We start from the raw sequence: 17,957 nt of genomic DNA, 5'->3' as shown, positions 1-17,957 counted from the left end.
TCCCAGCTGCCACCGACCCCGAGGACCGCGAGCGCCGTGTTCGATACTCTCTCCGATCGCCTCTCAGCGACTTTCAAGAACCTGCGCGGCAAGGGACGGCTCTCCGAGGCGGACATCGACGCCACCGCGCGCGAGATCCGCATCGCACTCCTCGAAGCGGATGTGGCCCTGCCTGTCGTCCGGACGTTCATCAAGAACGTCAAGGAGCGCGCTCTCGGCGCCGAGGTGTCCCGGGCGCTGAACCCGGCCCAGCAGGTTCTGAAGATCGTCAACGACGAGCTCGTCACGATTCTCGGCGGCGAGACCCGGCGCCTGCGGTTCGCCAAGACGCCGCCGACCGTGATCATGCTGGCGGGTCTGCAGGGTGCCGGTAAGACCACCCTCGCGGGCAAGCTCGGCCACTGGCTGAAGGAGCAGGGCCACTCGCCGCTGCTGGTGGCCGCCGACCTCCAGCGTCCCAACGCCGTGAACCAGCTGAGCGTCGTCGCCGAGCGCGCCGGTGTCGCGGTCTACGCGCCCGAGCCGGGCAACGGCGTCGGTGACCCGGTCAAGGTCGCCAAGGACTCCATCGAGCACGCCAAGGCCAAGGTCCACGACATCGTGATCGTGGACACCGCCGGCCGCCTGGGCATCGACCAGGAGATGATGCAGCAGGCCGCCGACATCCGGGACGCGGTCTCGCCGGACGAGATCCTGTTCGTCGTCGACGCGATGATCGGTCAGGACGCGGTCAACACCGCCGAGGCCTTCCGCGACGGCGTCGGCTTCGACGGCGTGGTGCTCTCCAAGCTCGACGGTGACGCCCGCGGTGGTGCGGCCCTGTCGATCCGCCAGGTCACCGGCAAGCCGATCATGTTCGCGTCGAACGGCGAGAAGCTCGACGACTTCGACGCCTTCCACCCGGACCGGATGGCCTCCCGCATCCTCGACATGGGTGACCTGCTCACCCTGATCGAGCAGGCGGAGAAGACCTTCGACCAGGCCGAAGCCCAGAAGATGGCCGAGAAGCTGGCCTCCAAGAAGGGCCAGGACTTCACCCTCGACGACTTCCTGGCCCAGATGGAGCAGGTCAGGAAGATGGGCTCCATCTCCAAGCTGCTCGGCATGCTGCCGGGCATGGGCCAGATCAAGGACCAGATCAACAACCTCGACGAGCGCGACGTCGACCGCACGGCCGCGATCATCAAGTCGATGACCCCGGCCGAGCGCCAGGAGCCGACGATCATCAACGGCTCGCGCCGCGCCCGTATCGCCAAGGGTTCCGGTGTCGAGGTCAGCGCGGTCAAGAACCTGGTCGAGCGGTTCTTCGAGGCCCGCAAGATGATGTCCCGCATGGCCCAGGGCGGCGGGATGCCCGGTATGCCGGGGATCCCGGGCATGGGCGGCGGCCCCGGCCGCACGAAGAAGCAGCCGAAGAAGGCCAAGGGCAAGCAGCGCTCGGGCAACCCGATGAAGCGCAAGCAGCAGGAGCAGGAGGAGGCCGCCCGCCGGGCCGCCGCTGCTCAGGCCGGAGGCGCCCTCGGGCTGCCGGGCCAGCAGGCCGGGCAGGACTTCGAGCTGCCGGACGAGTTCAAGAAGTTCATGGGCTGACGGTTCGTTCCGTACGACCGTCTCGTCGCGTACGTCACCGAGGGCGCTCCTTCCGTAGGGGCGCCCTCAGCGCGTGCCAGGCACCGGCATCTGCCGTAACGTCCAGATATGAGCAATGCCGCGCCACCACGCAAGGCCCCTGACCAGCCGTGGCGCACCGAGGGCACACCGGACGAGCCGCCCGGGCGGCCCCGTGGCCGACGGATGCGCGGCCGCTGGTGGGGCCTGCTCCTCACCGCGGTGATCGTGTTCCTGCTCGCCTATGTCGGGCTGACGTACCTCGACCGGGGCAACGAGCCGACGATCTCCTACACGGAGTTCAGCAGACAGGTCGACGCCGGCAATGTCGACAAGATCTACTCCAAGGGCGACGCGATCCAGGGCGAGCTCAAGAGCGCCCGGGACAACCCTGAGGGCGACGGCGACTACACCAGGTTCAAGACACAGCGACCGGCCTTCGCGGACGACGATCTCTGGCAGCAACTGGACCGCCATGACGTGACCGTGACCGCCCAACCCGTCGTGCGGGAGCGCGGTGTCCTGTCCAACCTGCTGTTCTCCTTGATCCCGATCGTGCTCCTGCTCGCGGTCTGGATCTTCGTTGCCCGGCGGATGGGCGGCGCCATGGGCGGCGCGGGCGGCATGCTCGGCCGCAAGGCACCGCCCAAGCCGGTCGAGCTCCAGCCCGGCAAGGAGCGCACGACGTTCGCCGACGTGGCCGGCATCGACGAGGTCAAGGGCGAGCTGGACGACGTCGTCGACTTCTTGGAGCACCCCGACGCCTACCGCAGGATGGGCGCGAAGATGCCGCGCGGCGTGCTGCTCGCGGGCTCTCCCGGCACCGGCAAGACCCTGCTGGCGCGTGCGGTGGCGGGCGAGGCGGGCGTGCCGTTCTTCTCCGCCTCCGCGTCCGAGTTCATCGAGATGATCGTCGGTGTCGGCGCGTCCCGTGTCCGGGAACTGTTCGCCGAGGCCCGCAAGGTGGCGCCGTCGATCATCTTCATCGACGAGATCGACACCATCGGCCGGATGCGCGGCGGCGGCGCCTCGGTGAGCGGCCACGACGAGCGCGAGCAGACGCTGAACCAGATCCTCACCGAGATGGACGGCTTCTCCGGCTCGGAGGGCGTGATCGTCATCGCGGCGACCAACCGCGCAGACATCCTGGACCCGGCGCTGACCCGCCCCGGCCGCTTCGACCGGGTGGTCAGCGTCTCCCCGCCGGACCGCGGCGGCCGCGAGGCGATCCTGCGGATCCACACCCGCGAGATCCCGCTCGCCGAGGACGTGGACCTGACCCAGCTGGCCCGCACGACCCCGGGCATGACAGGTGCGGATCTGGCCAATCTCGCCAACGAGGCCGCCCTGCTCGCGGTCAAGCGGGGCCAGGGACAGGTGACCGCATCGGACCTGTCCGAGGCCCTGGAGAAGGTGCAGCTGGGCGCCGAGCGCACCCTCGTGATGCCCGAGGAGGACCGCCGGCGCACCGCGTACCACGAGAGCGGACACGCCCTCCTCGGCATGCTGCAGCCGGGCGCCGACCCCGTACGCAAGATCACCATCGTGCCGCGCGGCCGGGCGCTCGGGGTGACGATGTCGACGCCCGAGGTGGAGCGGTACGCGCACTCGGAGGGCTACCTGCGCGGCCGCATCATCGGCGCCCTGGGCGGCATGGCGGCCGAACAGGTGGTCTACGACGTCGTCACCACGGGTGCCGAGAACGACCTCGAACAGGTCACCAACATCGCGCGCGGGATGGTCGCCCGCTGGGGCATGAGCGAGCGGGTGGGCCGGCTGTCCGCCCTGCCGAGCGACGCCCAGCAGGCGTACGGTCTGGCGGCCGCCCCGCAGACCCTCGACGTGATCGACGCCGAGATGCGCCGGATCGTCGAGGAGTGCTACGAGGAGGCGATCCGCAAACTCCGGGACCATCGGGGGCAGTTGAACGCCCTGGCCGAGGCGCTGCTGGAGAACGAGACGCTGGAGGAGGCCGACGCGTACCGGATCGCCGGAATCACCCGGCTGAGCAAGGACACGGACGCGTAGCGGACCCGCTCAGGGCACGCGGGCGATCAGGTACCGGAAGACGTTCGGCATCCACACCGTGCCGTCCCGCCGCTGGTGCGGATGCAGCGCCTCCGTCACCTCCTTGTCCACCTGGGCCTGGTCGGTCGCGGAGATCGCCGCGTCGAAGAGCCCCGTCGACAGCAGTCCCCGTACGGCACTGTCGACGTCCGCGTACCCGAAGGGGCAGGCCACCCGCCCGGAACCGTCGGGACGCAGGCCCGCGCGCTGGGCGACCTCCTCCAGGTCGTCGCGCAGGGCGGGGCGCCAACTGCCGGTGCTGCGCAAGGGATCGGCCAACTTCGTGGCGACCCGGAGCACGGACGAGGTGGCGCAGCGCTCCGGCGGACCCCAGCCGGCGAGCACCACGGGCGCCCCGCGCTCGGCCAGCGGCGTGGCCGCGGTGAGCGTCTCACCGAGCCCTTCGGAGTCACCCGCGAGGCACCCGATGGGCTCGAAGGCGGTCACCAGGGTGTACGGGGGCGTCGCCGCGTCGGCGGTGTCAGCGGCGTCGCGGGGCGAGCCGTCGACCAGCCGCGTGTCGGCACGCGCGCGCGTGTCCCACGCCTCCGGCAGCAACCGCTGCCGTGCGAGGGCGAGTCGTTCGGGGGAGGAGGACTCGACACCGGTGACGGCCGCGCCTCTGGATGCCGCGATCAGAAGGGCGAGCCCGCTGCCGCAGCCGAGGCCCAGCAGCCGGGTGCCGGGGCCCACTTCCACTCGCTCGTAGACGGCCTCGTAGAGCGGAAGCAGCATCCGCTCCTGGATCTCGGACCAGTCACGCGCGCGTGCACACAGGTCCACGCGGGGTGCCGCGCCCGCGTGAGGCAGGTGCTGCCGCACGAGCGTAGGTGTCATGTAAAGCGCCCCAATCCGCCGAGAGTTGACGATGTGACCGATTCAGTAGCCCCCGTGACATGCGCTCACGCTCCCCCCGTATGCCAGGAAACTCCGCGCTCGACGCCTCGTCCAGGGGTCGCGGAGCCCGGCTTGTGGGTTCGCTGTGTCCGTGGCCAGAATTCACATTCCGGCAACACGGGCCCGTACCATCGCGCCATGGCCAAGGCACCCGTACTCACACCACGGGCGGACGACTTCCCCCGCTGGTACCAGGATCTGATCAACAAGGCCGAGCTGGCCGACAACGGTCCGGTGCGCGGCACCATGGTCATCCGACCGTACGGGTACGGGCTGTGGGAGCGGATGCAGGCCGAGATGGACGCCCGGATCAAGGAGACGGGCACCCAGAACGCGTACTTCCCGCTGCTGATCCCGCAGTCGTACTTCGCCAAAGAGGCCGACCACGTCGAGGGCTTCGCGCCGGAGCTCGCGGTCGTCACGCACGGCGGCGGCAAGGAGCTGGAGGAGCCGGCGGTCGTCCGCCCCACCTCCGAGATGATCATCAACGACTACTTCTCGAAGTGGGTGCAGAGCTACCGCGACCTGCCCCTGCTGATCAACCAGTGGGCGAACGTGGTCCGTTGGGAGCTCAGGCCCCGCCTCTTCCTGCGCACCACCGAGTTCCTCTGGCAGGAGGGCCACACCGCGCACGCCACGTACGAGGAAGCGCGCGACTTCGCCGCCCACATCCAGAGCGAGGTCTACGGCGACTTCATCCGCAACGTCCTCGCGATGGACTTCGTCTCCGGCCGCAAGACGGTCAAGGAGCGCTTCGCGGGGGCCGTCAACACCCTCACGCTCGAAAGCATGATGGGCGACGGCAAGGCCCTCCAGATGGTCACCAGCCATGAGCTGGGCCAGAACTTCGCCAAGGCCTTCAACACGCGGTACCTGTCGAAGGAAGGCAAGCAGGAACTCGTCTGGCAGACCTCCTGGGGCTCGACCACCCGCATGATCGGCGCCCTCGTGATGACTCACGGGGATGACAACGGACTGCGGGTGCCGCCGCGCCTCGCGCAGATCCAGGTCGTCGTCCTCGCGATCAAGGGCGACGAGACGGTTCTGGCCAAGGTCCGTGACATCGGGGACCGGTTGAAGGCCGCCGGCCTCCGCGTCCATGTCGACGACCGCACCGACACCCCCTTCGGCCGCCGCGCCGTCGACTGGGAGCTCAAGGGCGTGCCCGTACGGATCGAGGTCGGGCCCCGTGACCTGGAGAACGGCACGGTGATGCTGGCCCGGCGGATTCCGGGCGGCAAGGAACCGGTGCCCCTGGACGCTCTGGCGGCGCTGCTCCCCACCGTCCTCGAAGAGGATCAGGAGCTGTTGCTGAGGCAGTCCCGCGAGCGCCGCGAGTCCCGTACGTCCGAGGTCTCGACGATCGAGCAGGCCGTCGAGGCGACCGCCGCCGGTGGCTGGGCGCGCATCCCGTGGGCCGAGCTCGGCGAAGAAGGCGAGGCCAGGCTGGCCGAGCACGCCGTGACCGTACGGTGTCTGGTCGCCGAGGACGGGTCGGTCCCGGACGCCGACGACGCACCGGGTAACGTCGCCGTCGTCGCGCGCGCTTATTGAGATGACGCCCGTGTGGAACGAGAGCGGCCGAAACGTCTCTTGCGCATCCGCGGACCACAGCCGCACCGGCGCGTGGACAGGGCGTACGCGCCGGGGCGTACGTCAGACTACGCACCGGCTTGGTATGAGCTGTGAGGCTTCTCCGCAGATCGGCGCACCCGCCCTCGTCGTGGCGCATCATTCGCAACTGACGGGTACGTGCAAATTATTTGGGATGGCCCGGAATCGGAACACAGCGGCACTCCGGCTCGTTGTCATTACGTGAGCACGACACAGACACCACCTGTTCTCGCCGCAGAGCTGGCAGAGGCGTGGGCCGACATTCAGCGGTACCACCCCGAACTGCCGGATCTCGCCGCGCCAGAGTCCCTGATCGGGGAGTCGTCGTCCGCCTGCGGTCACGAGCTCTCCTTCGAGCGACTGCTTCACGAGGCAGTCCATGGCATCGCCGCCGCGCGCGGCGTCCGCGACACCTCCCGGGCCGGCCGCTACCACAACCGCAGATTCCTTGCCATCGCCGAGGAGATGGGCCTGGACCACCCCGAGGAACCGCACCCGAGCAGCGGCTTCTCCCTGGTCACGCTCAACCCCGAGGCCAAGCGCCGCTACCGCCCGACCATCGAACGCCTCCAGCGTGCCCTCAAGGCCCACACGGCGGCGACCTCCGCCGACACGAGCCGGACCTTCCGGGGTCCGGCCGCCCGCCACGGCTCCTCCGGCGGAGGTGTCCGCGTCAAGGCGGTGTGCGACTGCGGCCGTAACGTCCGGGTCGTTCCGTCGGTCCTGGCCCAGGCACCCATCGTGTGCGGCGGCTGCGGCAAGCCGTTCCGGATCCCGGAGGTCGTGGGAGCGGCGTAGGAGCGCCTCGCCAAGCACCGGCATCTCGTGGCTGCCGGTCGGACGCATGGCGCGCGGGAACGCATATCGCGGCGGTACGCAATCGCGTCGATACGCGTGGCGCTGGGGGTGCCGCTGTCACCCGCTCAGGCGGCACCCCGTCAGCGCAGGGCTGCGCGACCCACCCTGACGGCACCCGAGGCGCCGGGTGCCCCTCAGTCGTGCCCAGGTACCCTCGCCGCCCCCTCGGCCAAAAGTGACCCCCAGGGTGTGGCACAATGGCTAGCTGTACTCGACAGCCGCACAGGACCCCTCTCTCCTCCGGCTGACGCGTCCATCGGGCACTCGGGTACCGCAACCCCACGCGGCAATCTCGCCGTGCCCAACCACGTCAAATCCAGGAGAATCCACTCCCGTGGCAGTCAAGATCAAGCTGAAGCGTCTGGGCAAGATCCGTTCGCCTCACTACCGCATCGTCGTCGCCGACTCCCGCACCCGCCGTGACGGCCGTGCGATCGAGGAGATCGGCAAGTACCACCCGACCTACAACCCGTCGGTCATCGAGGTGGACGCCGACCGTGTGGCCTACTGGCTGGGTGTCGGCGCGCAGCCGACCGAGCCCGTCCTCGCCATTCTGAAGAAGACCGGCGACTGGCAGAAGTTCAAGGGCGAGCCCGCCCCGGCTCCGCTGCTGGTTGCCGAGCCGAAGAAGGCGCGCCCGTCGTTCGAGGCCCTCGGTGGCGACGACGAGGGCAAGGGTGAGGCGATCACCCAGAAGAAGAAGGCGGAGAAGAAGGACGAGGCTGCCGCCGAGTCCGAGTCGGCCGAGGCCTGAGCATGCTCGAGGAGGCTCTCGAGCACCTCGTGAAGGGCATCGTCGACAACCCTGACGATGTGCAGGTCGCATCCCGCAACCTGCGTCGCGGGCGTGTGCTGGAGGTCCGGGTCCACCCCGACGACCTCGGCAAGGTGATCGGCCGCAACGGCCGCACCGCACGCGCTCTGCGCACCGTCGTGGGCGCCATCGGCGGCCGTGGTGTCCGTGTCGACCTCGTCGACGTGGACCACGTCCGCTGACGCCGAACGCAGCACCGGCTCGGGCCGGGGAGGGCCACTGGGCCGTCCCCGGCCCGACGTCGTGATGACAGGAGAACTTCGAAAGTGCAGCTCGTAGTCGCGCGGATCGGCCGCGCCCATGGCATCAAGGGCGAGGTCACCGTCGAGGTCCGTACCGACGAGCCGGAACTGAGGCTCGCGCCCGGCGCCGTACTGTCCACGGACCCCGCATCGGCGGGCCCGCTCACCATCGCGACCGGCCGGGTGCACAGCGGCCGCCTCCTGCTGCGCTTCGAAGGCGTCGCCGACCGCACCGCGGCCGAGGCCCTGCGCAACATCCTCCTGATCGCCGAGGTCGACCCGGACGAGCTGCCCGAGGAGGAGGACGAGTACTACGACCACCAGCTGATGGACCTGGACGTGGTCACCGCTGATGGCGTGGAGGTCGGCCGGATCACCGAGATCTCACACCTGCCCTCGCAGGACCTCTTCATCGTCGAGCGGCCGGACGGCAGCGAGGTCATGATCCCGTTCGTCGCGGAGATCGTCGCCGAGATCGACCTGGAGGAGCAGCGGGCGGTCATCACCCCGCCGCCGGGTCTGATCGACGACCAGGCCGAGATCGCCTCCACCAGGGACGACAGCGCATGAGACTCGACGTCGTCACGATCTTCCCCGAGTACCTGGAGCCGCTGAACGTCTCCCTCGTCGGCAAGGCACGCGCGCGTGGACAGCTGAACGTGCGGGTGCACGACCTGCGGGACTGGGCGTACGACCGCCACAACACGGTCGACGACACGCCGTACGGCGGCGGCCCCGGCATGGTCATGAAGACCGAGCCGTGGGCGGACGCGCTGGACTCCGTCCTGGCCGACGGCTACGAGACGGGCTCGAGTGCACCCACCTTGATCGTCCCGACCCCCAGTGGCCGTCCCTTCACCCAGGAACTCGCCGTGGAGCTCTCCGAGCGGCCCTGGCTGATCTTCACGCCGGCCCGCTACGAGGGCATCGACCGCCGCGTCGTCGACGAGTACGCCACCCGGATGCCCGTCCACGAGGTGTCCATCGGCGACTACGTCCTGGCCGGCGGCGAGGCGGCCGTACTGGTCATCACGGAGGCCGTGGCCCGCCTGCTGCCCGGCGTCCTGGGGAACGCCGCCTCGCATCAGGACGACTCCTTCGCGCCCGGCGCCATGGCCAACCTCCTGGAGGGCCCCGTCTACACCAAGCCGCCCGAGTGGCGCGGCCGCGGGATCCCGGACGTGCTGCTCAGCGGCCACCACGGCAAGATCGCCCGCTGGCGCCGCGACGAGGCGCTCAGGCGTACGACGGCCAACCGGCCCGACCTCATCGAGCGCTGCGACCCCAAGGCCTTCGACAAGAAGGACCGCGAGATGCTCTCCATCCTGGGCTGGATGCCCGACCCGGAGGGGGAGCGGTTCGGCCGATTTTGGCGCAGGACCGAGGGCGTGGAAGAATAGGCCGCTGTTGTGCGTCGTCCGGCGTGCGCCCCTGCCACAGGGGGACACGACGCCCGCCCCGACACGGACAGCATCCTCACGAAACACCTAGCTCCCGCCTATGACCTGTGGCATGGGCGAAGAAAGCAGACGAAATGTCTCACCTGCTCGACTCCGTCGACGCCGCGTCGCTGCGCAGCGACGTTCCGGCCTTCCGCCCGGGCGACACCGTCAACGTCCACGTCCGCGTCATCGAGGGCAACCGCTCCCGTGTGCAGCAGTTCAAGGGCGTTGTGATCCGTCGCCAGGGCGCCGGCGTGCGCGAGACCTTCACGGTCCGCAAGGTCTCCTTCTCCGTCGGCGTCGAGCGCACCTTCCCGGTGCACACCCCGATCGTGGAGAAGATCGAGCTCGTCACCAAGGGTGACGTCCGCCGCGCCAAGCTGTACTACCTGCGCGAGCTGCGCGGCAAGGCGGCGAAGATCAAGGAGAAGCGCGAGAACTGAGCGCTTCAGGGGGCTCGCCCCCGCGGGGTCCAAAGCGGGGCCGGATAACATCTGGCCTCGATGGACACCGAAGCACAGCCGACGGAGCGCGACCGCTCCTCCCGCCCTTCCGACTCCGAGGAGACCTCGGACACAGAGGGGCCGGAGGGACGGTCGCGCTTCGCGTTGGTGTCGCGGGTCGCGCAGTGGCTCCCGGGCGGGCGGATCAGCCTGACGCTGCTGGTCTGCATGGTGTTCCTGCTGCTGCTCAACACGTTCGTCCTGCGGCCGTTCCAGATTCCCAGCGGATCCATGGAATCCGGATTGAGGATCGGCGACCGCGTTCTCGTAAATAAGTTGGCGTACCGTTTCGGTGCCGAGCCGCGGCGCGGCGATGTTGTCGTGTTCGACGGAACTGGGTATTTCGGGGATGCCGACTACATCAAACGCGTTGTGGGTGTGGGGGGAGACCACGTGGTCTGCTGTGACAAGGAGGGGAGGATCCAGGTGAACGGCCGGTCGGTCGACGAGTCGACGTTTCTGTACCCCGGTGACAGTCCGTCCACGGTGCGCTTCGACATCGTCGTGCCCGACGGCACCCTGTTCGTCCTCGGCGACCACCGCAGCGAATCCAGCGACTCCCGCGACCGTCTGGGCTCGCCCGGCGGCGGCATGATCCCGGTCGACGACGTCATCGGCCGCGCCGACTGGATCGTCTGGCCGACCGCGCACTGGACCCGCCTGCACCGTCCGGACGCCTACGCGCGCGTGCCTGCGGCAGGGGAGGGCGCGCATGGGTAACCGTGGCAAGCCCCGCGGCGTGCCCAGCAGCCCTGCCGACAACCTGCTGCCCACCGGTGCCCGGCGCGCCGCCAGCCCCGCCGGTGGTCGTACGCGCGCGGAGCGGCGCCAGCTCCAGCGCAAGGTGAAGCGACGCCGCAGGCGCTCCGCGATGAAGGAGATACCCCTCCTCGTCGGCGTCGCGGTCCTCATAGCGCTCGTCCTGAAGACGTTCCTCGTCCAGGCCTTCGTGATCCCGTCCGGCTCCATGGAACAGACGATCCAGGTCGGCGACCGTGTCCTGGTCGACAAGCTCACCCCCTGGTTCGGTTCCAAGCCGCAGCGCGGGGACGTCGTCGTCTTCAAGGACCCCGGTGGCTGGCTCAACGACGAGCAGACGACGGTGAAGAAGGAGGATCCCGTCGTCGTCAAGCAGGTCAAGGAGGCGCTCACCTTCATCGGCTTGCTGCCGTCCGACGACGAGAAGGACCTCATCAAGCGCGTCGTCGGCGTCGGCGGCGACCGCGTCAAGTGCTGTGACACGCAAGGGCGGGTCACCGTCAACGGCGTTCCCCTGAACGAGGACTATCTGTATCCCGGCAACGCCCCCTCCAACGCGGAGTTCGACATCACCGTCCCGCAGGGCCGGCTGTGGGTGATGGGTGACCACCGGGCCGACTCCGCGGACTCCCGCGCGCACCAGGACCAGGGCTACGGCGGCACGGTCTCCGAGGAGGAGGTCGTGGGACGGGCCATGTGGATCGCCTGGCCGCTCGGTCACTGGACATCCCTGGACGAACCACAAACCTACGCATCCGTGTCCGACTCGGCGACCGGGTCGACCGCGTCCGCCCAGCTGTCGCATAGGGTTGCTTCCGACGATTCGAACGGAACGATCCAGCTCCCGAGCCCTGCGGAACTCCCGCTCGTTATGGGAGTGGTGGGCCTGCGCCGCGTATGGGGCAGGCAGCGGCACACAGTAAGGAGTTGGCGTGGGGGATGTGGCGGTTGGCGCACGATCCGGGCACGACGGCGAGGAGCACCGCGGACGCCCCGTGGACGCGGCCGACCCGGCCACGGACGGCGCCGTGACCTCAGGGAATGACCTCGGACCGGACGGCTCCGGCGGAGGGTCGGGCGGGCAGCCCCCGACCGACGGCCAGGAGTCGGGCGGGGCTTCCTCCAAGCCGAACAAGCAGCGCTCCTTCTGGAAGGAGCTGCCGATCCTGATCGGCATCGCGCTCGTCCTCGCGCTGCTGATCAAGACGTTCCTGGTGCAGGCGTTCTCGATCCCCTCCGACTCGATGCAGAACACCCTCCAGCAGGGTGACCGCGTCCTGGTCGACAAGCTCACGCCCTGGTTCGGCTCCGAGCCCGAGCGCGGCGAGGTGGTCGTCTTCCACGACCCCGCCAACTGGCTGGCGGGTGAGCCCACTCCCGACCCGAACGCACTGCAGACCTTCCTGAGCTGGATCGGCCTGATGCCGTCCGCGGAGGAGAAGGACCTCATCAAGCGCGTCATCGGCGTCGGCGGTGACACGGTCGAGTGCGAAGGCACCGGCCCGCTGAAGGTCAACGGCAAGGCGCTGAACGAGGCGGACTACGTCTACGCCGGCAACACGCCGTGCAGCCAGGACGACCAGGGTGGCCGGTTCAAGGTGAAGGTCCCCGAGGGCTTCATCTGGGTCATGGGCGACCACCGGCAGAACTCCCGCGACTCGCGCTACAACCAGTCCGACAAGAACCACGGCATGGTCCCCGTCGACCAGGTCGTCGGCCGCGCCATCGTGATCGCCTGGCCGGTCAATCGCTGGGACAACCTGCCGGTTCCGGACGCCTTCGAGCAGAACCTGAGCGCCCGCTCCGCCGCGCTGACGGTCGCGCCGCAGGGGCTCGCGCTGGCCGGTGCGGTGCCGCTGGTGCTGTGGCGCCGGCAGCGGATCAAGGCGGCGGAGAGCCGCTGACCGGGTGAGGCGCCTTGCTGGAGGCCGAAGGGGCTGAAGGCCGACGCCCTTGGGAAAGCTTTGCCGAGCGTGTGACCTCGGGCGCTCGGGAGGGGCTGCCCGGTGTCGGTACCGCCGGGTAGGGTGCGGACCCATGGGTGGCGAGAGCACGATACGTACGGCGCCGCGTGACAGTGGCGCGAGCAGGGGCCCGGCGGGCAGCCGGACCGGACAGCGGTTGTCCGGGCTGGCCGTGGCGCTGGGCCTGGTGCTGTTCCTGGGCGGGTTCGCCTGGGGAGCGGTGGTCTACCGCCCGTACACCGTGCCCACCGGTTCGATGATGCCGACGATCGGCGCGGGCGACCGGGTGCTGGCCCAGCGGGTCGACGGCGGTGAGGTACGCCGTGGTGACGTCGTGGTGTTCACCGACAAGACCTGGGTGTCCAACGCGCCCGTCGTCAAGCGTGTGGTCGCCGTCGGCGGGGACACGGTCGCCTGCTGCACCGACGGCAAGCTGACCGTCAACGGCAAGCAGATCGACGAACCGTACCTGGCCGGGACCGGCCCGGCAGAGATCAAGAACTTCCCGACGGTGACGGTGCCGAAGGACAGGCTCTTCCTGCTGGGTGACGAGCGCAGCGGCTCCCTGGACTCCACGGCCCACCTCACGGACGCCGCCGGCGGCACCGTGGCGCGCAGTGCCGTGTCGGCCCGGGTGGACGCCGTCGTATGGCCCATGGACGGCATGCTGCAGCGCCCCGCCGGCTTCGAGGAACTCGGCGCGCTGTCGTCGCCCGGGCCGCTGCGCACTGTCATCGCGCTGATCGTCCTGGGCGGTGTGCTGGTGATGGGCGGCGCGGCGTACGGGCCGATCGCCAACAGGCTGGCCAAGCGCTCGACGCCCCGGACGGAGCCTGCGGGTGCCCGCTGAGCCGGTGGGCGTGGGGAACGAGCCGTTCGGCGGGACGGAGGCGGGGGAGCCCCCGTACGGTGACTCGTACGACGGCGGGCTGCGCAAGGTCGCGCGCGTGGTGCTGCTCGACCCGCAGGACCGCATTCTGCTGCTGCACGGCCACGAGCCGGAGGATCCGGCGGACGACTGGTGGTTCACGCCGGGCGGGGGCCTCGAGGGCGACGAGAGCCGTGCGGAGGCCGCGCTGCGAGAACTCGCCGAGGAGACGGGCATAACAGAGGTGGAACTCGGTCCCGTGCTGTGGCGGCGGATGTGCTCCTTCCCGTTTGCGGGCCGTCGCTGGGACCAGGACGAGTGGTACTACCTGGCCCGTACGACGCAGACGGCGACCAGGGCCGTGGCCCTCACCGAACTGGAGCGGCGCAGCGTCGCCGGAGCGCGCTGGTGGACGTGTCAGGAACTTGCCCGGGCACATGAGACGGTGTATCCGACCAGACTCGCCGAGCTGCTGCGCACACTGCTCGACGAAGGTCCCCCCGCCGGGCCCGTGACCCTTGACCCCGAAATTGTCTAGGTGCTGACGGGACTGGCGCACAATGGTGGGATCGCACGGCTGAAGGGGAACATGCCATGAGCGCCGAGGACCTCGAGAAGTACGAGACCGAGATGGAGCTCAAGCTCTATCGGGAGTACCGCGATGTCGTCGGTCTGTTCAAGTATGTGATCGAGACTGAGCGGCGCTTCTACCTGACCAACGACTATGAGATGCAGGTGCACTCGGTTCAGGGTGAGGTGTTCTTCGAGGTGTCCATGGCGGATGCCTGGGTGTGGGACATGTACCGGCCGGCGCGGTTCGTGAAGCAGGTCCGGGTGCTCACGTTCAAGGACGTGAACATCGAGGAGCTGAACAAGAGTGATCTGGAGCTTCCGGGCGGTTAGCCGCCCTGCGGGTGACGTTCACCCGCAGAGGTGAGGAAGTTATCCACAATCGCGAACTTGTCCACCAAGATCCAATAGCTCGGTGAGCTGCCCTCAATGTTGGCGCCGGAGGTGGTGCCGACATGAGCACGAACACGAGCACGGGAAACGCACGCAGCGCACTGGGCAGGTACGGCGAGACGCTGGCCGCACGGCGGCTGGTCGAGGCCGGCATGACGGTCCTGGAGCGCAACTGGCGCTGCGGCAGGACAGGCGAGATCGACATCGTGGCGCGGGACGGCGACGTCCTGGTCGTCTGCGAGGTCAAGACCCGCAGGACGGGTGCCTTCGAGCACCCCATGGCCGCGGTGACCCCTGAGAAGGCGGAACGCCTCAGGGGCCTGGCGGAAAGCTGGCTCCACGCCCATGGCGGGGCCCCACCCGGAGGCGTCCGCATCGACCTGGTGGGTGTCCTCCTGCCACAGCGCGGCGCCCCGGTGGTCGAGCACGCGCGGGGGGTGGCCTGACATGGGGTTCGCTCGGACGTGCTCGGTGGCCCTCGTGGGCGTCGAGGGGGTTGTGGTCGAGGTCCAGGCGGATCTGGAACCGGGGGTGGCGGCGTTCACTCTGGTCGGACTGCCGGACAAGAGCCTTTCGGAGAGCCGGGACCGGGTGCGGGCGGCCGTAGTGAACTCGGGTGGCGAGTGGCCGCAGAAGAAGCTCACCGTCGGGCTCAGCCCGGCATCGGTGCCCAAGGCGGGCAGCGGCTTCGACCTGGCCGTCGCATGCGCCGTCCTCGGCGCCTCCGAGCGGATCGATCCGCGGGTCCTCGCCGACATCGTGATGATCGGAGAGCTCGGCCTGGACGGACGTGTACGTCCCGTCCGGGGCATCCTGCCCGCCGTGCTGGCCGCGGCCGACGCGGGCTACGAGCAGGTGGTCGTCCCGGAGCGCGCCGCGGCCGAGGCTTCGCTGGTGCCGGGTGTGTCCGTACTGGGAGTGCGCAGTCTGCGTCAGCTCATCGCCGTTCTCGCGGACGAACCGGTGCCCGACGAGGAACCCGAAGCACAGGGCCGCCCGGATCCGCTGCTCGCGGGTCTGCGGGTGCCGGGGACAGGCGCGGCCACCGGCATGCACAGCATGGGCGCCGCCCAGCCCGACCACGGGCACGACCTCGCCGATGTGGTCGGCCAGATCTCGGCACGCACCGCCGTGGAGGTCGCCGCGGCGGGCGGGCACCACCTGTTCCTGGAGGGACCGCCCGGCGCCGGCAAGACCATGCTCGCGGAGCGGCTGCCGGCCATCCTGCCCCGGCTCAGCAGGGAGGAGTCGCTGGAGGTCACGGCGGTCCACTCGGTGGCGGGGCTGCTGCCTCCGGGCAAGCCCCTGATCGACGTGGCCCCCTACTGCGCCCCGCATCACTCGGCGACGATGCAGGCGCTCGTCGGCGGAGGCGCCGGGATCGCGCGGCCCGGTGCGGTGTCGCTCTCCCACCGAGGCGTCCTCTTCCTGGACGAGACACCGGAGTTCAAAAGCCATGCCCTCGACGCCCTGCGGCAGCCCCTGGAAGCCGGCCACGTCGTGATCGCGCGCAGTGCGGGAGTCGTGCGATTTCCGGCGAAGTTCCTGATGGTGCTCGCGGCCAACCCCTGCCCCTGCGGCCGCTTCTCCCAGACCAACGACCTGTGCGAGTGCCCGCCCTCGTCGATCCGCCGCTATCAGGCCCGGCTGTCCGGGCCGCTGCTCGACCGGGTCGACCTCCGGGTCGAGGTGGACCGTGTGACGCGCGCCCAGCTGACGGCGCGCGGGGCCCGAGGTGAGTCCACCGCGACGGTCGCCGATCGAGTGCGGGCCGCCCGGGAGCGCGCGGCGCCCCGGCTCGCCGGCACCCCGTGGCGGACCAACAGCGAGATCCCCGGACGTGAGCTGCGCAGCCGGTGGTACGCCGCGACCGGCGCCATGGACGAGGCCGAACGGAACCTTGAACGCGGCGTACTGACCGCCCGCGGACTCGACCGCGTGCTGCGCGTCGCCTGGACCGTCGCCGACCTCGTCGGTCACGACCGGCCCGACGCGACGGACGTCGCCTTGGCGCTGCAACTGCGCACCGGCGTTCCGCGAGGCGTGCCCATGGCCATCGGGGCGCTGACGTGAACGGGAGGGAGGAGCCGGACGACGAGCTGCTCGGCCGGGTCTTTCTCGGTCGGGTCGTCGAGCCGGGGGACGAGGTTGCCGGGCGGTGGGTGCGGGAGTTCGGGGTGGGGGAAGTGGTGCGGCGGTTGCGGGAGGGGGTGGAGGTCTTACCCGGGGTGAGTTACAAGCGGTGGGACGGGTTGCGGGCTCGGGCGTTGCGGGCCGAGCCCGATCGGGATCTCGCCGTGGCCCGGGATGCCGGCGTGCGGTTTCTGTGTCCGGGCGACGTCGAGTGGCCGCAGCAACTGGATGATCTGGGCGACGCCCGGCCCCTCGGGTTGTGGGTGCGGGGACGGGCCAGTCTGCGGATGTGGGCGTTGCGGTCCGTGGCCGTCGTCGGCGCTCGGGCCTGCACCGAGTACGGGGCCCACATGGCGGCCACCCTCGCCGGCGGGCTGGCCGAGCGGGGATGGGTGGTCGTGTCCGGCGGCGCCTACGGGGTCGACGGGGCCGCTCACCGGGGCGCCCTGGGAGCCGGCGGCGCCACCGTCGCCGTGCTCGCCTGCGGGGTCGACCGGCCCTATCCCCGCGGGCACACCCAGTTGATCAACAGGATCGCGGACCAGGGACTCGTGATCGGGGAGCTGCCACCCGGCGATCACCCGACGCCCAGCAGATTCATCGTGCGGAACAGGGTGATCGCGGCACTCACCCGGGGCACGGTCGTCGTCGAGGCCGCCCATCGCAGCGGCTCACTCGTCACCGCGCGGGCGGCCCAGCGGTTGGGACGTCACACGATGGGGGTGCCCGGCCCGGCCACCAGCGGGCTCTCCGCGGGCGTGCACGAACTCCTGCGCGGGGATGCCGTGCTGGTCACCGACGCCGCGGAGGTCGTCGAACTCGTGGGCGACATGGGAGAACTGGCGCCCGAGCGGCGCGGGCCCGTCCTCCCGCGCGATCTGCTGGAGCCGCGGGCTCGCAGAGTCCTGGCCGCGCTGCCCGGGCGCCGCACGGCACGGGCGGACGAGGTCGCGCGCGGCGCGCAGACCAGCGAGGACGACGCGATCGCGAGACTGTACGAACTCCGCTCACTTGGTTACGTCGAACGACATGGCGACGGCTGGAAGTTGACACGCCAGGCGATGATGACCGTTCGGGCCGGTCGAAGTCCATGCTGACCGAGCGTGTTCGGCCGTACGGGGGAACACGGACGCCCTTGTGAATTCCCCCAGTTGGGGTGTTCGGGTGATCACGTAGAGCTATCGCCGTCCCCTGGCGGGGCGTCCAGCGGAACGTATCTGCGTAC

Annotated in this window: 19 protein-coding genes; 18 read left to right on the top strand and 1 reads right to left on the bottom strand. The window is 70.0% G+C overall.

Features of this window, described 5'->3' with window-relative positions; all coding sequences use genetic code 11:
- Window positions 1-36 precede the first annotated feature (36 nt).
- Entirely contained in the window at window positions 37-1,590 is a 1,554-nt protein-coding gene (gene ffh, locus ABD932_RS31400) for a signal recognition particle protein (protein ID WP_250090336.1), read from the top strand.
- 108 nt (window positions 1,591-1,698) lie between these two features.
- Complete coding sequence (ftsH, locus tag ABD932_RS31395; RefSeq protein ID WP_345017837.1) at window positions 1,699-3,636, top strand: ATP-dependent zinc metalloprotease FtsH; 1,938 nt, start codon at window positions 1,699-1,701, stop codon at window positions 3,634-3,636.
- Window positions 3,637-3,645: 9 nt separating this feature from the next.
- On the opposite strand, the gene ABD932_RS31390 is transcribed toward ftsH, so the two are convergent.
- Window positions 3,646-4,512, bottom strand: coding sequence for an SAM-dependent methyltransferase (locus tag ABD932_RS31390; RefSeq protein ID WP_345017836.1), 867 nt, complete (start codon window positions 4,510-4,512; stop codon window positions 3,646-3,648).
- 198 nt (window positions 4,513-4,710) lie between these two features.
- Between ABD932_RS31390 and proS the strand changes: the two genes are divergently transcribed.
- The 16 genes from proS to dprA all read left to right on the top strand — a co-directional run bounded on the left by proS (window position 4,711) and on the right by dprA (window position 17,829).
- Window positions 4,711-6,126 carry a proline--tRNA ligase gene (gene proS / locus ABD932_RS31385; protein ID WP_345017835.1) on the top strand — a complete coding sequence of 472 codons (1,416 nt, stop codon included), beginning with the start codon at window positions 4,711-4,713 and terminating at the stop codon, window positions 6,124-6,126.
- Between the two features lie 261 nt (window positions 6,127-6,387).
- Window positions 6,388-6,984 (top strand): hypothetical protein, encoded by a 597-nt coding sequence (locus tag ABD932_RS31380; protein ID WP_126395363.1) that lies wholly within the window; start codon window positions 6,388-6,390, stop codon window positions 6,982-6,984.
- A 394-nt stretch (window positions 6,985-7,378) separates the two neighbouring features.
- Window positions 7,379-7,798, top strand: coding sequence for a 30S ribosomal protein S16 (gene rpsP, locus ABD932_RS31375; RefSeq protein ID WP_030048919.1), 420 nt, complete (start codon window positions 7,379-7,381; stop codon window positions 7,796-7,798).
- A 2-nt stretch (window positions 7,799-7,800) separates the two neighbouring features.
- Window positions 7,801-8,040, top strand: coding sequence for an RNA-binding protein (locus tag ABD932_RS31370; protein ID WP_003973401.1), 240 nt, complete (start codon window positions 7,801-7,803; stop codon window positions 8,038-8,040).
- Window positions 8,041-8,124: 84 nt separating this feature from the next.
- A complete protein-coding gene (rimM, locus tag ABD932_RS31365) occupies window positions 8,125-8,670 on the top strand; it encodes a ribosome maturation factor RimM (RefSeq protein WP_345017831.1) in 546 nt (181 codons plus the stop codon).
- Entirely contained in the window at window positions 8,667-9,500 is an 834-nt protein-coding gene (trmD, locus tag ABD932_RS31360) for a tRNA (guanosine(37)-N1)-methyltransferase TrmD (protein ID WP_345017829.1), read from the top strand. The genes rimM and trmD overlap by 4 nt, the downstream gene beginning before the upstream one ends.
- 134 nt (window positions 9,501-9,634) lie before the next feature.
- Window positions 9,635-9,985 (top strand): 50S ribosomal protein L19, encoded by a 351-nt coding sequence (gene rplS, locus ABD932_RS31355; protein WP_018531094.1) that lies wholly within the window; start codon window positions 9,635-9,637, stop codon window positions 9,983-9,985.
- 60 nt (window positions 9,986-10,045) lie between these two features.
- The gene (gene lepB / locus ABD932_RS31350; RefSeq protein ID WP_345017827.1) at window positions 10,046-10,765 is read left to right on the top strand and encodes a signal peptidase I; all 720 of its coding nucleotides are present in this window, start codon (window positions 10,046-10,048) and stop codon (window positions 10,763-10,765) included.
- The gene (gene lepB / locus ABD932_RS31345; protein ID WP_345017825.1) at window positions 10,758-11,849 is read left to right on the top strand and encodes a signal peptidase I; all 1,092 of its coding nucleotides are present in this window, start codon (window positions 10,758-10,760) and stop codon (window positions 11,847-11,849) included. The genes lepB (ABD932_RS31350) and lepB (ABD932_RS31345) overlap by 8 nt, the downstream gene beginning before the upstream one ends.
- A complete protein-coding gene (lepB, locus tag ABD932_RS31340; RefSeq protein ID WP_345017823.1) occupies window positions 11,737-12,708 on the top strand; it encodes a signal peptidase I in 972 nt (323 codons plus the stop codon). The genes lepB (ABD932_RS31345) and lepB (ABD932_RS31340) overlap by 113 nt, the downstream gene beginning before the upstream one ends.
- A 133-nt stretch (window positions 12,709-12,841) precedes the next feature.
- A complete protein-coding gene (lepB, locus tag ABD932_RS31335; RefSeq protein WP_345017821.1) occupies window positions 12,842-13,618 on the top strand; it encodes a signal peptidase I in 777 nt (258 codons plus the stop codon).
- Window positions 13,608-14,174, top strand: a complete 567-nt coding sequence (locus tag ABD932_RS31330) for an NUDIX hydrolase (protein ID WP_425587540.1) — start codon at window positions 13,608-13,610, stop codon at window positions 14,172-14,174. The genes lepB (ABD932_RS31335) and ABD932_RS31330 overlap by 11 nt, the downstream gene beginning before the upstream one ends.
- A gap of 56 nt (window positions 14,175-14,230) precedes the next feature.
- The gene (locus tag ABD932_RS31325; protein ID WP_003965949.1) at window positions 14,231-14,539 is read left to right on the top strand and encodes a DUF2469 domain-containing protein; all 309 of its coding nucleotides are present in this window, start codon (window positions 14,231-14,233) and stop codon (window positions 14,537-14,539) included.
- Between the two features lie 122 nt (window positions 14,540-14,661).
- Window positions 14,662-15,045, top strand: coding sequence for a YraN family protein (locus ABD932_RS31320; protein ID WP_345017817.1), 384 nt, complete (start codon window positions 14,662-14,664; stop codon window positions 15,043-15,045).
- Between the two features lies 1 nt (window position 15,046).
- On the top strand, window positions 15,047-16,672 hold the full coding sequence (locus ABD932_RS31315) for a YifB family Mg chelatase-like AAA ATPase (protein WP_345017815.1): 1,626 nt from the start codon (window positions 15,047-15,049) through the stop codon (window positions 16,670-16,672).
- Window positions 16,669-17,829, top strand: a complete 1,161-nt coding sequence (gene dprA, locus ABD932_RS31310) for a DNA-processing protein DprA (protein ID WP_345017813.1) — start codon at window positions 16,669-16,671, stop codon at window positions 17,827-17,829. The genes ABD932_RS31315 and dprA overlap by 4 nt, the downstream gene beginning before the upstream one ends.
- The last annotated feature ends 128 nt before the right edge of the window (window positions 17,830-17,957 follow it).

Source organism: Streptomyces shaanxiensis (assembly GCF_039537145.1).
GTDB lineage: Bacteria > Actinomycetota > Actinomycetes > Streptomycetales > Streptomycetaceae > Streptomyces > Streptomyces shaanxiensis.
Note: the sequence above shows the minus strand (reverse complement) of the source record. Positions and strands in the feature narration are given on the sequence as shown.

Bases quoted from the DNA above. Each gene is read 5' to 3' on its own strand.
- ftsH (WP_345017837.1), top strand. From the start codon at position 1,699: ATGAGCAATGCCGCGCCACCACGCAAGGCCCCTGACCAGCCGTGGCGC.
- ABD932_RS31390 (WP_345017836.1), bottom strand. From the start codon at position 4,512: ATGACACCTACGCTCGTGCGGCAGCACCTGCCTCACGCGGGCGCGGCA.
- proS (WP_345017835.1), top strand. From the start codon at position 4,711: ATGGCCAAGGCACCCGTACTCACACCACGGGCGGACGACTTCCCCCGC.
- ABD932_RS31370 (WP_003973401.1), top strand. From the start codon at position 7,801: ATGCTCGAGGAGGCTCTCGAGCACCTCGTGAAGGGCATCGTCGACAAC.
- trmD (WP_345017829.1), top strand. From the start codon at position 8,667: ATGAGACTCGACGTCGTCACGATCTTCCCCGAGTACCTGGAGCCGCTG.
- rplS (WP_018531094.1), top strand. From the start codon at position 9,635: ATGTCTCACCTGCTCGACTCCGTCGACGCCGCGTCGCTGCGCAGCGAC.
- lepB (WP_345017827.1), top strand. From the start codon at position 10,046: ATGGACACCGAAGCACAGCCGACGGAGCGCGACCGCTCCTCCCGCCCT.
- lepB (WP_345017825.1), top strand. From the start codon at position 10,758: ATGGGTAACCGTGGCAAGCCCCGCGGCGTGCCCAGCAGCCCTGCCGAC.
- lepB (WP_345017821.1), top strand. From the start codon at position 12,842: ATGGGTGGCGAGAGCACGATACGTACGGCGCCGCGTGACAGTGGCGCG.
- ABD932_RS31325 (WP_003965949.1), top strand. From the start codon at position 14,231: ATGAGCGCCGAGGACCTCGAGAAGTACGAGACCGAGATGGAGCTCAAG.
- ABD932_RS31320 (WP_345017817.1), top strand. From the start codon at position 14,662: ATGAGCACGAACACGAGCACGGGAAACGCACGCAGCGCACTGGGCAGG.
- ABD932_RS31315 (WP_345017815.1), top strand. From the start codon at position 15,047: ATGGGGTTCGCTCGGACGTGCTCGGTGGCCCTCGTGGGCGTCGAGGGG.